Below are 12,311 nucleotides of genomic sequence, written 5' to 3'. Positions count from 1 at the left end.
GTTATTTTTTTGTTGTTATCACGTCCTGTTCTTTTACTGACTGTTGCTTCAAAATCTGCTTGTGTCGGTCTGTCAGTTTCGCATGGTCGAGAATGTCTTTTACAACCTGCGTCTGGTTGATTTCATCAAGTTTAATCGCAACCTTTAAGGTCGGGGCAACTTGATGAGATAGCCAGTTCAGCGTCCTTTGGAAGGAGTAAGGCTCTGGTTTTGTGGTTAGTTTTAATCGTTCACGATTGTTCCCAATAAACCAAGCCCATTCTTCATTCAGTTTCCAATCAGAACGAGGTTTGGAATCGTCTTTATCTACAAAACGGATATACCGATTGATAATTTTAAAGGCGGTATGCTCTGGATTGTCATAGACGAGTAAATCACGGACTGCATAATAGGCACGCTCATTTTTCAATCGAATCTCAAAACGGTTTTTTACTTCTGCGTCTTCAATGGGAATATCATTTTTCTTGTACTGCTCGTAGACCTTTTCATAGATACAGAAATAAACTTCACTTTGTAATGAACCGATATAGAGGGTGTTTCCCATACATTCCTTTTCCTCTTTGCGTACCAGTTCGCCACTGCGATAGCTTTTAAAACTGCGGAAGACGGAGATACATTCTTCCTGTTGGCACTTTTCAGTGAGTACAGGGATATTTAAAATCCCTGTCTTATCGTTAATGGCAAGGTCAAGGCGTTTCATCACACCGCCAGCCACCAAAACGTCCATAAAGAACTCATACCAGCTTCTTTGTTGTGCCAGAAGATAGCTTTCAAATTGTCTGCACCCACGACCTTTCAATTCCACCAGAACTCCTTTGTCCAGTTCATGGGAGCAAAGGACGAATATGTCGCCTAAAGCATAATGCTCTGAATAAGAATAGAAACCATAGTCCTCATGAAGAAAATAGGACAGTTTCAGTTGTAAGATGTTTTCGACCACCTGCTGTACGTCTGTTGTCGGAAAGCGAATTCTTACATAATCAAACAGCATTTCAAGGGGAGCGTCGGGATTGAAGCGTTCCAGAGCTTCCCAAAGGGACTGCTGTAAATCCTCTGATGGCTTGACTTTTCCTGTTTCAATATCGCTTAGATACTGCCTTGTAATACCAGTCGCAACAGCTAAACGGTTTTGAGATAGTCCATAAGCCAAGCGTTTTTCTTTTAAATGCTGTAACCAAGTTTGTTCATTCAGTAAAAATCCCTCCAATCAAAAAGGCGTATGTCAACTTTTAAAGCCCATTTGACATACGCTGAAATTTTGTAAATCCCTTGTAACCAAAGGATTTTCTAATGTTTTTTGACTGTTTCCTGTCGATTTGTACCCCCCTGTTAGATACGGGGGGTTAAGTGCTGGCGTGGCTATTGCCACACCAGCCAGCAAGATCAGTCCACACCTGCGACTTCCGCTTCGCACGTCGCCTGCGTGGACTGTCTGCTGTTGGATAACTTTTTAATTTCCTCCAAGAAATCATATCCTTTTGGTACAAGGGGAGTATAAAACTCTGATATGACACTTGTTCCTACATCAACATAGCCACGACCTTTGATTCGCTTTAAGAAGAAATCCTTTTGTACGTCACTGCCAAACATCATGCCATAGCCCATTTCAGACATACGACCTAAAGCCACTCTGAAATTAAACTGATCACGGATTCCGTCGCCTAAATATTTTGCGTCTGGACGTTGACAAGCCAGTATTAGAAAGAAGCCAGCTTGACGACCTAACATGACAATCTGTTTCAGCTTATTCATAACTGCGGTGTTTTCTTTTGTTCCCAGCATTTCCATGAAAGCGACGTATTCATCAAAGATTAAGAAGTGTGCCGGGAGACCTAAGTAAGCATAATTTTTGCCAGTCTTATAGTTCTTCATCTGCTTCATTTCCTCACTACGTTTCATCATTTCTTCATAGAATGTTTCAATGCAAGAAAGCAAGTCTTCTTTTCTATAGTAGACATTTGCCATCACAGAACCTAAGTCCGCAAGATCAGCATTTTTCGGGTCAAGAATATACAGTTTTGAATCTGTATGAAGCAAGGCTTCAATCAGTGTCAGTATAAAGTAAGTTTTACCGCCACCTGTACCACCAGCAATCAACATATGAGGGAGCTTATCATATTCCCACCATACGTTTTTCATTAAGCGAAGTTTACCATCTTTAGCTTCTACTTCATCAATAGAAATACGACTGGCTATGGTGTCATAGAGCAAAGTATATTCCACATAGGAATCCTTTAACTCTTTATCCGTCAGCTCACAGTACAAGCCACTCTCTAATTTCTTTTCCAAGTGTAAGAGTTGGTCTTGATATTTTCCCAGCGTGATTTCCACCCGTATCTGTATCAAGCCATTTTTAAGTCGATAATACATTTTAGGGAAGTAGGTTATCTTTTCCTTTGTACGACCAGCACTATCTTTAAAGAAACCCTCTGTTTTGACCTGTTCAGATTCATACCACTTGTTTTCAAGTATCATCTTTGCCAGTTTTTGACGGTGGTAAAGTTGTTTAACCGTATCATAGCGAACCCGTTTGAATACAAACGCTACCAGCAAGCAGATAAGAATTGCGACACTGAAACTGATAATTAAATAGGGAATGTCAATCTTATCTGCTTGTGATAGGTTAAAATCCTGCCAGTTGATCTGCTGGATTGTCTTCACATGAAACAGTCCGACAACCAGCAGGAAAACAGGCAGGAGTGACGCTATCGTAAAATGAAAGACTAAATCTTTACCAGATGGGCGAATCCTTTTACCACGCTGTTTCATGCGAAAAAGTCTCCTTTCTACCTAGCGACTATTTGTCTTGTGTCGGTTCTTTCTTTGCTTGTGGTTGAGCTTTGAATGAACTAGAATCCTTTGTCAGCACAATATCGTCTGCCTTGATATACCAGTCAACATCTGCTCCTTGATAGGTGGCAGTAGCAACGGTGTCCGCAATGGGATTGATAAGTTCCACCCGTGCGTTATAATCAAACTCTTTCAAAGGCACGCTGGCAGGAATACTTACTTGAATCATGCGTCCTTGTCCTTTGGATTTTAAGTCATAGGTACGTTCCTTGATTTCATCTGAAACCGACCCGTCTTCATTTTGGATTCTCACTTCACGACGTAGAGCAGAGAATTTCAATTCTCCAAAAGTCGTGTCTTTATCTAATACAATGCCATTTGCTAATCTCATCATTTTTCCTCTCTTTCTTTATTCTTTTATCATGTCGTCAGCATGTAAAAGGTAATTTGTAAAACCACGAGTGCCGATTTTGTAGCCCTCTGCGGTAATACGTGGATTGACTAACTTCACACGTTCCTCAAAGCCGAAATGTTTTTCGCCAGCTTCAGCAGGAAGCACCACCACAATATCATCTGCTCTTTGAACATCAGAATAGAGATTATAGCTTCTTGATAAGACAGTTAGCCGTCCGTTGATTCTTCGCTGAACGACTTTATCCTCGCCAGCAAATTCTAAATTGCCGAATGTTTTTTCCATGTTGGGAATCACAAATTTAAGTTCCATATTTTTACCTATCCTTTCTTTTTTATTGGCTGAATGAATGTTTGATGGTCTTAAAGAGTGGGGAACGACCTTTTGATTCTTGATTTTTTGTTTTCATAAGTTCACTTCCTTTCAAAATCGGGTAAAAAAATAGACACCTCATTTTTTGAAGTGTCTACCTATTAAATATTCAAATTTTATTGGAAGTATCTTTATATCTTCACTTTTCAAGGATAAATCGTCGTATCAAAGCTCATTCATAAGTAGTAAATTAGTAGTAAATTGAGTGGTTTTGACCTTGATAAAGTGTGATAAGTCCAGTTTTTATGCGGATAACTAGATTTTTATGCTATTTTTATATTAAAAAAATTTGAAGTATTGAATTCTAAAAATGATGATAATTTTTTCATAAGTAATTCTCCTATAATTTTTTTGCAAGGGCCATCGCTTGATTTTATAATCTCATAAACATTGTTATTTAACAATGTTTGTTTTAAAAAATAACATTGTGTTATCAGTGTTTGTTATAATTATAATTTAGTTATTTTATATGACGTTAAAGCAAAGTTGGTTGTATAAAAGTTACTAATGAGAAAGAAATTTTAAAGAGAAAAGTAATTAAATAATTTGAGTTATTCACTGAATCTTACAATACGAAAACGTAAGTTATTTTTAATCGTAGAAATCAATAAGAATCTGTACTAAAATTATTGTAGGAGATAATTTTATATCTATGTCAACTGAAATCTTTTGAAAAAAATAGTTTTTCATTAGTTATCAAATTATAAAAAATGAAACGGTTGGTGATATTTTATGAGAAATAGTAAATTGACAGAACATCATTTAAAAAAAGGGAAATTTGTTACACCTTTTAATGAGATAATGAGTACTGTTTCAAAAAAAGATTCTTGGAGTTACGGCAGAGTTCCAGAATATTTTTGGTTAGGATTAATAATTGATGGCGGAGAAAGAACAGAGCAGTTAGAGAAGTGTATGAAATTATTGATGAGACTTAAAGAATTAGATAAAGATTATGAAATAGATTTGCCAAAAATATCTTTGATTCTTAGGTTAGATAAGCAAAATCAAGCTATCTTTTTTTCGTATATGGAGGAACTTGGTATATTGCATTATCTTAGACCATTGTCTCTTGTTTTGAGTGGGAAATCAGATGTTTTTGATTATTATATAAATGGATATTTAGAATCTATTCTGAGTAGAACTGAAACTTTGAATAGTATGTTAGCGAAAATAAGTAGTCATCAAGCAGATTTATCGACGGATATTAGATACCTAATTATCTATAGTATGTCTATTTCCGAGAAATTGTATTTTTCGGTAGATGATAGTTTACCTGAGAGGTTAACGGATTATCCTTACTATTCTCATAGTGATAGTGAAATGAATTTTTTGAGACCTAGTATAAGAGCGTTAGAAGGCGGATTAGTAAATGCAGATGAAGAAAATAAAAATAATATGTTTGCGGAAGAGTTTTGGGGAAAAGTTAGTTTGTTAACTGAATGTAAGGAGTGTTATATATCGATGCTTGAAAATAAATTGATAGACTTAGATAAATATAAAATATATGTTCATGATATTTTAGAATACTATAATGAAATATTTAAAAATACTATGGTGTTAGATACGAAAATGTTAACATTAATAGGAATTGCTACTTATTCATATAAAAGAATATTAGAGTTAGTAGATCACGATTTAGAGCATACAATTTCAGGTAGAACAATTGTACGTTCCTTAGCTGAAAATTTAATGATGACAAAATATTTATTAAAAGAAGAGCCAAATCATGAGGATATTTGGAATGAGTTTCAATATTACGGTATTGGGCAATATAAGTTGATTTTTGAAAGATATGCTGAGAACAATCCTGAACTAGAAACAAATCATGTTGAATTTGAGTATATTGACGCATTGGTATCAGAGTTTACCAATAAAGAGTTTATTGATATGGATACTAATTATTTTGGTAAAGGTAATATTAAGACTAAGTTTGAATCTGTAGAGGAAGGCAATCTATGGAGGTATGCCTATGATTACGATTCTCAATTTGAACATGGATTGTGGGGAGCGATTAGAGAAAGTTCAATATTAAAATGTAATGCCCCAGGTCATATGTATCATGGAGTTCCGGATATTGAAAATAAGCAAAAATTAAAATCAGTTGCCAACGATTGTGTGAAGATAATGAATAAACACATTGATGTTTTGAATCAAATTTATGAATTACCAGATTTCTTAAGAAAAGAGGATTACTATGACCAATAAAATAATTGAAGAATTAGAAACTATTCAACAAGATTATTTAGAGATATTGAAAAGAGTAGTTGCAAGTTCAGAAAAAACTTTTTCTAGAGAGACTATAGATGAGATTAACATTTTTTGGTTTAAAAATCGAAATATTATTATTTTAGCTGGTAGATATCTATTCAAAGACAAAGATACCTTCTGTTTTACTGGGGCAACTAACTTCGATATAGATGATAGGGAACAGGATTCTTTTTTCTTGTTGGGAGATCATCATGTATTTGATGATCCTTTAGCATCGTACATCAATGAATTAAGTATGTTTGATGAAGTCTCAACAAGCCTACAATATGAGTTTATGAGTCAGAAAATTATAGAAACAATGAAAGATAATATAAAACTGATTGAAAATTACAGGAATCTATTGTGGGTTATTCCGATTAGGTTTGTATCCGAATTGGTGTATCAACATAATGATAAGCTTCATGGAATGACAGAAAGGTTATTTTGTCAGTTATTCGATGGTGTAGACAATCTGAAAGAGTATAGAAATAAAGTAGTTACAGTGAATGATATCGAAAAATACATTGATGAAAGTAAAATAGCAAATATCATTCTATATGATGAAGATGATGTGTCAAATTGTTGGAGTGATAGAATTAAAGGATATAGAAAGGAAAATGAAGAATTTGTCCCTCCTGAATACAATGATGGAACGATTTTTTTTCTAGCAGTGTATGGATATTTTAGGCAAGCTTTGGCAATAATAGATATATCAAATAATTTTGAAGTAATACCATTCATTAGGTCAAGGACTCCCTTTAATTACTTTGTATTTCTAAGTGAGCTGATTGATTGTAATTTATCAGAGGAACAAAAAAATCCTAGAGGTGCTGAGATTGAGTTAAAGAGCGTACTATCACATTTATTATATTTGGAATATACACCTATACTCGATTTTAAAAAAATCCATCAAAAGTCAATGGATATGAATTTTGGTAAGAAATTATATGCTGAATCATATACATTATATGCTGATAAGAATATTGTAAAGATTAGAGGGGTGATTAGGAGTTACTTGGAAGAATTAAAAGAATAAGTGATTATAAAATTGGAGGATAAAAATGAATGAAATCCAAAAATGTGCGTTGTGTGGTTCCGATAAAAAACTTGAATTGAGCCATATAGTTCCTAAAATGGTGGCAAGGCACTTAAAGAAAACGTCAGTTGGAGGCGTCAGAAATACTGCTAATCCAAATAGAATAGTTCAAGATAGTGAGAAGCATTATATGTTATGCGCTGATTGTGAAAGAAGATTTTCTAGAACTGAAACTTATTTTGCAAATAATATTTTTTATAAGTTTCAAAGAAATTCTGTCAAAGTATTTCCTTATAGTACTGATTTCTTTTATTTTGTCACGTCGGTAAGTTGGAGGAGTTTGTATTTAGACATTATCGATTTTACAGAAAATGAAATTGTTGGTTCTGAGACTCTAAATTTTCTTAGACATATGGAAAAAGTAATGTCTGATTATTTATTAGCAAAAAGGGATAATATTGGGGAAATTGAAAATCACGTATTCTTTTTTGATGATATTGAGGAAATAAAGAACGACGAAAAAAATATTGCTAAATTGAGACCGCATATGGTTATTAATAGAGGAATAACAAGTTATACTTTTTGTAATGAGGCCAATGGAACATTTGGAACGATTACTGTTATGATGGGAATCATTCTTGTTACTCTATATAAAAAGGGAGAATTAGAATATTGGGAGAACACAGAAATTTATAAGCAAGGAGGTGAAATAAAAGCTGAAAATCAAATTGTTGAAAGTGTTGTCGGACAAGAGATAACACATATACTAGAAACGGCTAATGAAGCAATGAGTAAATTAAGTCCCAAACAACAAGAACGTATCTCACAAATTGATAAAACTGATATAAAGGCTCCGATTTTTGAAGAGTGGATTAAAGATTATAGATTATCAAATAAACCCTGCTAAGAATTTTCTTGGCAGGGTTTTTGGCAGGGAACCATATTAAATTAAGTCACTTTTGTCAGTTTTACATATCCGTAAATGCTGTTAAATAGGCATTCCCCATTCATATTATGTTAGCTCTTTATTCCCACTCTACTGTTGCAGGTGGCTTGCTTGTAATATCATACACGATACGGTTAACGTGAGGGACTTCGTTAACAATACGAACTGAGATTTTTTGTAGTAAATCCCAATCGATACGAGCAAAGTCAGCAGTCATGCCGTCAATAGAAGTGATAGCACGTATACCAACAGTGTAGTCATATGTACGACCGTCACCCATGACCCCAACAGAACGAATACCTGGTAGGACGGTAAAGTATTGCCAAATATCACGGTCAAGACCTGCTTTAGCAATTTCTTCACGTAAAATGGCGTCACTTTCGCGCACAATTTCTAATTTTTCTTCCGTGATTTCCCCTAATACACGAATACCAAGACCTGGTCCTGGGAATGGTTGACGCCAAACGATGTGGTCAGGCATGCCTAGTTCAGTACCTAAAGCACGAACTTCATCTTTAAACAAAGTATTTAAAGGCTCGATCAGTTGAAACTCCATATCTTCAGGTAAACCACCAACATTGTGATGAGACTTAATCACTTCTGCCGTATCCGTTCCACTTTCAATAACATCAGTATAAAGAGTTCCTTGTGCTAAAAATTCGATACCATCTAGTTTAGCTGCTTCATCGTCAAAAACATAGATGAATTCGTTACCGATGATTTTACGTTTTTGTTCAGGATCAGAAACGCCAGCTAGTTTGTCTAAGAATCGTTTTTGAGCGTTAACGCGGATGATATTTAAACCAAATTTACCACTTAACATATCCATAACTTGGTCGCCTTCATCTTTACGTAACAAGCCGTGGTCGACAAAGATACACGTTAATTGGTCGCCGATTGCTTTTTGTAAAAGAACGCCAACAACACTTGAATCGACACCGCCAGAAAGGGCAAGGAGTACTTTTTTATCGCCGACTGTTTCACGAATTTTAGCAATTTCGATATCAATGAAGCTTTCCATTGACCAATCACCTTTACAGCCACAAACGTCAAAAGCAAAGTTTTTTAGTAAGTCATTACCATATTCAGAGTGACGAACTTCCGGGTGGAATTGAACGCCATAGAATTGACGCGCTGTATCAGCCATTGCTGCAATTGGGCAGTCAGAGCTTGTTGCAGTCACTTCAAAACCTTCAGGAACTTCTGTGACTAAGTCGCCATGACTCATCCAGACTTGTTGGTTTGTTGGTAACTCTGAGAATAAGCCAGCTTTGTTTTCTTTGACATCAATAAAAGCTTGGCCGTATTCGCGTTTAGAAGCGGCTTCTACTTTTCCATTGAATTGAGCGGTCATTAGTTGCATACCGTAGCAAATGCCTAAAACAGGCACACCTAAGTCAAAAATAGCAGGGTCAACTTTAAAGGCATCTTCTGCGTAGACGCTATTGGGACCACCTGAGAAGATAATCCCTTTAGGGTTCATCGCTTTGATTTCTGCGGCTGTTGTTTTGTGGCTAAGTAATTCTGAAAAAACACCAAACTCACGAATTCGTCGTGTAATGAGTTGGTTATATTGGCTTCCGAAATCTAAGACAATAATTTTTTCAAGAGATGCAATATCTTTTGTCACATTTTTCACCTTTTTCTATAAAATTTTAATATTTACGTAAGAATACTTCAGCGATTTGATGATGTTCTTCTTTACGGAGAATAACATCAGCTCGGCTGCGGGTTGGAAGGATATATTCTTCCAAGTTTTTTAAGTTCACGGTCTTCCAGACACGTTGGGCCATTTCAAAGGCTTCTTCTCTAGGTCCCATAGCATACGGGTAGTAGAAGTTTCCAGGATTACGAAAGGCAGTATCTAAGAGAGAACCGAAACGGTCTAAATACCATGTTTCGATTAACGCAGGGTCGGCATCGACGTAGACTGAGAAGTCAAAGAAGTCACTCACATAAATCTGTTCGTTTGCCGGTAGTTGTAACGTGTTAATCCCTTCGACAATTAAAATGTCTGGTTCAACAATCGTTTCAATCTGGTCGGGAACGATATCGTAGCTTTCATGTGAATAGACGGGAATGTCGATACGTTCTTTGCCACTTTTCACCGCATCTAAAAAGTCAATCAAGCGTTCCATATCATAGCTTTCCGGGAATCCTTTGCGGCTCATGATACCACGTTCTTCTAAGACGGCGTTAGGATATAAGAAGCCGTCGGTCGTGATTAAACGGACATTACGTCGTTTAAAAAGACGTGACAACATCATTTGTAATAAGCGAGCGGTCGTGCTTTTTCCAACGGCCACACTACCTGCTACGCCGATAACGTAAGGAGGGACACCTTGATATGATTGAATAAATAATCCTTTACTGACTTGTAAAGATTCATATTCTTTCATATAGACACGAATTAAATGTGTCAGTGGCAAATAAATATCTTGTACGTCTTGTAAAGATATTTGGTCGTTTAAACTCTTGATTTCTTGTAATTCCTCTTCCGTGAGTGGGGGAATACCGTTGCGGTAAAGCTCCTGCCATTCTTCCCGAGAAAAACGGTGAAACTTTTTGGATGTGTTCATGAGAAGTAAGCCTCCAAGTTTACGAATTATGATATTAAATCAATGATACTATCTTATCATAAGCTGCTTGAGTTTTCTTCATTTTTCTTGAATTTTTACATCCAAGGTGGGTCGAGTGAAATCTCTTTGGCAAATGCTTCGCGTAATTTTAAATCGCGCATGCGGTTTTCTTTGCGAGTGAGATAGTCTTTGCTGACAGCAATTTCTTCGGCTGTTTCAGGTTGAACGCGTGGTAATGTGTACCCTTCTGGTAAATCCCCAGCTGCGACAAATGTCATAAAGCATGTTGCAGCGATAAAGCGGCGACCTGTTGGCAAGTCTTCGCCAGTTACTTTGACAAATACTTCCATTGAAGTGCGACCTGTTCCAGAAACAAAAGACTCGAGGCAAACAGATTGATTGGCATAAAGGGGTTCGAAAAAGTCGAGACGGTCAGTGGAAGCAGTCACGACGGGTTTGCGGGATAAGCGCGCAGCAGAAATGGCTGCACAGTTATCAATAAAGCCCATAAGTTTTCCGCCAAATAGTGTTTGATGATAATTTAAATCGGGTGGTAAAATAAGATGTGTTTGGACAACCCGTGTGTCTTTACAATGTAAGACTTCGGGTAATGATTCGTTTGACATGTTAAAAGATCTCCTATCGTGCTATGATGATTAAAATAATGCGTTATGATTATAACACAAGTAACGTAGTATGTGAAAAAGAGAGGAGCGAAAAGTGATGATAAAGATGGTTTTATTTGGAGATAGTATTACAGCCGGCTATACGAAAAAAGAAATCACAGCGAAATTAACGTGTCGAATGTCGGAATATTTTCCAAAGGCAGATATTATCAATGCAGGGATTCCCGGTGAAACGACAGAAGATGGCTTGAAACGGATTGAGGCGCATGTTTTAAAATATAAACCTGACATCGTCGTGATTTTTTTTGGAGCCAATGATGCCGCTCGTCATAAGTTTGTCTCGCTCGATCGCTATCAAAGAAATTTAGAAGAGATGATTCAATTAATCGGTCAAGAAAAAGTGGTGCTAGTTTCGCCGCCGTATACCAATCAGTTGCTTCGTCATACTGACCGTCCATTAGAACGTTTAATGCTGTATCGTGACGTGACAAAAAAACTAGCAAAGAAGTATCACTTGCCTTATGTAAATATGATGGCGAGTATGATGGCTGCACCTGACCCGAACGTTTATTTACAAAAAGATGGTTTACATTTTTCAAATAAAGGGTATGATTTACTAGCGAAAGAAATGGCTCGGGCGATTAAAGAAAGTAAAGGAGTTTGACATGACAAATCATTATTATACGAATGACCCTCAGAGTGCTCATGATTATCAGGAATGGACGTTTGAGTTGCGTGGTCATGTTTTAAAATTTACAACGGATAGCGGTGTGTTTTCTCGTGACCGTGTCGATTATGGTAGTGTCGTGTTGTTAGAGCATTTTGAAACAACACTGTTACCCGAAGGACCAATCTTAGATGTTGGTTGTGGCTATGGTCCGATTGGCTTAACGCTAGCGAAAGAAACAGGACGTTTGGTAGAAATGGTAGACGTGAATGACCGTGCGCTAGAGTTGGCGCAACGCAATGCTCGTATCAATGGCATAGACAAGGTAGAAATTTATCATTCACATGCGTATGAATCTGTAAAAGAAAATGGTTTCGCAGCAATCGTAACAAATCCTCCAATTCGCGCGGGGAAAAAGGTCGTCCATGAGATTTTAAGTGAGAGTTATCAGTATTTAACTACAGGTGGAACGTTGACGTGCGTCATTCAAAAGAAACAAGGAGCGCCAAGTGCCATGAAAAAGTTAGAAGAAGTATTTGGAAATGTCGAGGTAGTCGCCAAAGATAAAGGCTACTATATCTTACGTAGTATCAAAGAAGCTTAATTTGGTACAAAGGACTTGCGTCGTTATCGTTC

General features: G+C 36.5%; 12 protein-coding genes. 5 read left to right on the top strand and 7 right to left on the bottom strand.

What is annotated here, in order from left to right; translation table 11 throughout:
* Position 1: 1 nt before the first annotated feature.
* The 4 genes from mobT to M2919_RS04495 all read right to left on the bottom strand — a co-directional run bounded on the left by mobT (position 2) and on the right by M2919_RS04495 (position 3,514).
* A complete protein-coding gene (gene mobT, locus M2919_RS04515) occupies positions 2-1,207 on the bottom strand; it encodes a MobT family relaxase (protein ID WP_248849411.1) in 1,206 nt (401 codons plus the stop codon).
* 176 nt (positions 1,208-1,383) lie between these two features.
* Entirely contained in the window at positions 1,384-2,769 is a 1,386-nt protein-coding gene (locus M2919_RS04505; protein WP_000813488.1) for an FtsK/SpoIIIE domain-containing protein, read from the bottom strand.
* Positions 2,770-2,797: 28 nt separating this feature from the next.
* Positions 2,798-3,184 carry a YdcP family protein gene (locus tag M2919_RS04500; protein ID WP_000985015.1) on the bottom strand — a complete coding sequence of 129 codons (387 nt, stop codon included), beginning with the start codon at positions 3,182-3,184 and terminating at the stop codon, positions 2,798-2,800.
* A 15-nt stretch (positions 3,185-3,199) separates the two neighbouring features.
* On the bottom strand, positions 3,200-3,514 hold the full coding sequence (locus M2919_RS04495) for a YdcP family protein (protein ID WP_000420682.1): 315 nt from the start codon (positions 3,512-3,514) through the stop codon (positions 3,200-3,202).
* 792 nt (positions 3,515-4,306) lie between these two features.
* On the opposite strand from M2919_RS04495, the gene M2919_RS04490 reads away from it, so the two are divergent.
* The 3 genes from M2919_RS04490 to M2919_RS04480 are packed head-to-tail and all read left to right on the top strand — an operon-like array spanning position 4,307 to position 7,764.
* Positions 4,307-5,779 carry a DUF5677 domain-containing protein gene (locus M2919_RS04490; RefSeq protein WP_248849410.1) on the top strand — a complete coding sequence of 491 codons (1,473 nt, stop codon included), beginning with the start codon at positions 4,307-4,309 and terminating at the stop codon, positions 5,777-5,779.
* On the top strand, positions 5,769-6,857 hold the full coding sequence (locus M2919_RS04485; protein ID WP_248849409.1) for a hypothetical protein: 1,089 nt from the start codon (positions 5,769-5,771) through the stop codon (positions 6,855-6,857). The genes M2919_RS04490 and M2919_RS04485 overlap by 11 nt, the downstream gene beginning before the upstream one ends.
* 25 nt (positions 6,858-6,882) lie before the next feature.
* Positions 6,883-7,764 carry a hypothetical protein gene (locus tag M2919_RS04480; RefSeq protein WP_248849408.1) on the top strand — a complete coding sequence of 294 codons (882 nt, stop codon included), beginning with the start codon at positions 6,883-6,885 and terminating at the stop codon, positions 7,762-7,764.
* 118 nt (positions 7,765-7,882) lie between these two features.
* Here M2919_RS04480 and guaA read toward each other — a convergent pair whose 3' ends face one another.
* The 3 genes from guaA to M2919_RS04465 all read right to left on the bottom strand — a co-directional run bounded on the left by guaA (position 7,883) and on the right by M2919_RS04465 (position 11,008).
* The gene (guaA, locus tag M2919_RS04475) at positions 7,883-9,442 is read right to left on the bottom strand and encodes a glutamine-hydrolyzing GMP synthase (protein WP_248849407.1); all 1,560 of its coding nucleotides are present in this window, start codon (positions 9,440-9,442) and stop codon (positions 7,883-7,885) included.
* 16 nt (positions 9,443-9,458) lie between these two features.
* Entirely contained in the window at positions 9,459-10,382 is a 924-nt protein-coding gene (gene coaA / locus M2919_RS04470) for a type I pantothenate kinase (protein WP_023606548.1), read from the bottom strand.
* A gap of 95 nt (positions 10,383-10,477) precedes the next feature.
* Positions 10,478-11,008, bottom strand: a complete 531-nt coding sequence (locus tag M2919_RS04465; protein WP_023606547.1) for an acyl-CoA thioesterase — start codon at positions 11,006-11,008, stop codon at positions 10,478-10,480.
* 97 nt (positions 11,009-11,105) lie between these two features.
* Here M2919_RS04465 and M2919_RS04460 point away from each other — a divergent pair, with 97 nt between their 5' ends.
* Both M2919_RS04460 and M2919_RS04455 read left to right on the top strand, forming a co-directional pair.
* Positions 11,106-11,672, top strand: coding sequence for a DUF459 domain-containing protein (locus tag M2919_RS04460; RefSeq protein WP_222317215.1), 567 nt, complete (start codon positions 11,106-11,108; stop codon positions 11,670-11,672).
* A 1-nt stretch (position 11,673) separates the two neighbouring features.
* Positions 11,674-12,279, top strand: coding sequence for a class I SAM-dependent methyltransferase (locus tag M2919_RS04455; RefSeq protein WP_248849406.1), 606 nt, complete (start codon positions 11,674-11,676; stop codon positions 12,277-12,279).
* Positions 12,280-12,311 lie beyond the last annotated feature (32 nt).

Source organism: Vagococcus lutrae (assembly GCF_023299185.1).
Classification (GTDB): Bacteria; Bacillota; Bacilli; order Lactobacillales; family Vagococcaceae; genus Vagococcus_A; species Vagococcus_A lutrae.
The sequence above is the reverse complement of the archived record's forward strand: the minus strand, read 5'-3'. Positions and strand labels throughout refer to the sequence as shown.

What these genes read in the sequence shown, in the direction of transcription:
- M2919_RS04480 (WP_248849408.1), top strand. Translation starts at nt 6,883, where the DNA reads ATGAATGAAATCCAAAAATGTGCGTTGTGTGGTTCCGATAAAAAACTT.
- M2919_RS04490 (WP_248849410.1), top strand. Translation starts at nt 4,307, where the DNA reads ATGAGAAATAGTAAATTGACAGAACATCATTTAAAAAAAGGGAAATTT.
- coaA (WP_023606548.1), bottom strand. Translation starts at nt 10,382, where the DNA reads ATGAACACATCCAAAAAGTTTCACCGTTTTTCTCGGGAAGAATGGCAG.
- M2919_RS04485 (WP_248849409.1), top strand. Translation starts at nt 5,769, where the DNA reads ATGACCAATAAAATAATTGAAGAATTAGAAACTATTCAACAAGATTAT.
- M2919_RS04460 (WP_222317215.1), top strand. Translation starts at nt 11,106, where the DNA reads ATGATAAAGATGGTTTTATTTGGAGATAGTATTACAGCCGGCTATACG.
- M2919_RS04455 (WP_248849406.1), top strand. Translation starts at nt 11,674, where the DNA reads ATGACAAATCATTATTATACGAATGACCCTCAGAGTGCTCATGATTAT.
- M2919_RS04465 (WP_023606547.1), bottom strand. Translation starts at nt 11,008, where the DNA reads ATGTCAAACGAATCATTACCCGAAGTCTTACATTGTAAAGACACACGG.
- M2919_RS04500 (WP_000985015.1), bottom strand. Translation starts at nt 3,184, where the DNA reads ATGATGAGATTAGCAAATGGCATTGTATTAGATAAAGACACGACTTTT.
- M2919_RS04495 (WP_000420682.1), bottom strand. Translation starts at nt 3,514, where the DNA reads ATGGAACTTAAATTTGTGATTCCCAACATGGAAAAAACATTCGGCAAT.
- M2919_RS04505 (WP_000813488.1), bottom strand. Translation starts at nt 2,769, where the DNA reads ATGAAACAGCGTGGTAAAAGGATTCGCCCATCTGGTAAAGATTTAGTC.